Genomic DNA, 586 nt, shown 5'->3' with positions numbered 1-586 from the left:
TCCCGACCACTCAAATGTTTAAATTGGCGAACACCGATTGAGATCTTTTTGCGTAATCTGCGTTACTAAATTTGTTCAAGTTATTTCTTGCAATCTGCCCAAAGTAAAGAAATGCCTTCGGTCTCTTTTTTTACTGCCTTCTGTGTGCTCATGATTCACTCACCACATTTGAATACGCGGTTTTCACGCTGATACCAGTCAAACGACCAATACTGCCAGATAACGCACTGATCGCATCCTGCGGTGCATCAACTGCGACGCTGATAATGTTGATTCCCCGCTTCAGATAAGGGATCCCCATCCGCCCGATCACGTACTGGCTGTAGTCGTGTAATATTTCGTTTAATTCTGCTACTGAATCCATGTCTTCCACAATAATACCGATAACGGCAATTCGCGTTTCCATAATTTTTCCATCCCTTCCCAGCAAAGCCTAACAAAAAACTCTCCGCGCGGCCGCCGCGCGTAACCATCTATGAAAAGAACACCTTTGCCGTTATACTAGCGGTGAAGGCGTTCTTTTGTACATCGTCTGTTTATTGGTGCCTTGAGCCTGAACAAAAAACCGATGGTCTTCAATTCGTGA

The 586-nt window shown here is 44.7% G+C and carries 1 protein-coding gene; it reads right to left on the bottom strand.

Features of this window, described 5'->3' with window-relative positions; translation table 11 throughout:
- Positions 1–148 precede the first annotated feature (148 nt).
- Positions 149–406, bottom strand: coding sequence for a TM1266 family iron-only hydrogenase system putative regulator (locus FFM78_RS13675; protein WP_137638919.1), 258 nt, complete (start codon positions 404–406; stop codon positions 149–151).
- Positions 407–586: the final 180 nt, after the last annotated feature.

Origin of the sequence: Loigolactobacillus binensis (genome assembly GCF_005405165.1) — a bacterium.
Classification (GTDB): domain Bacteria; phylum Bacillota; class Bacilli; order Lactobacillales; family Lactobacillaceae; genus Loigolactobacillus; species Loigolactobacillus binensis.
This window is presented reverse-complemented; position numbering and strand designations above follow the sequence as displayed.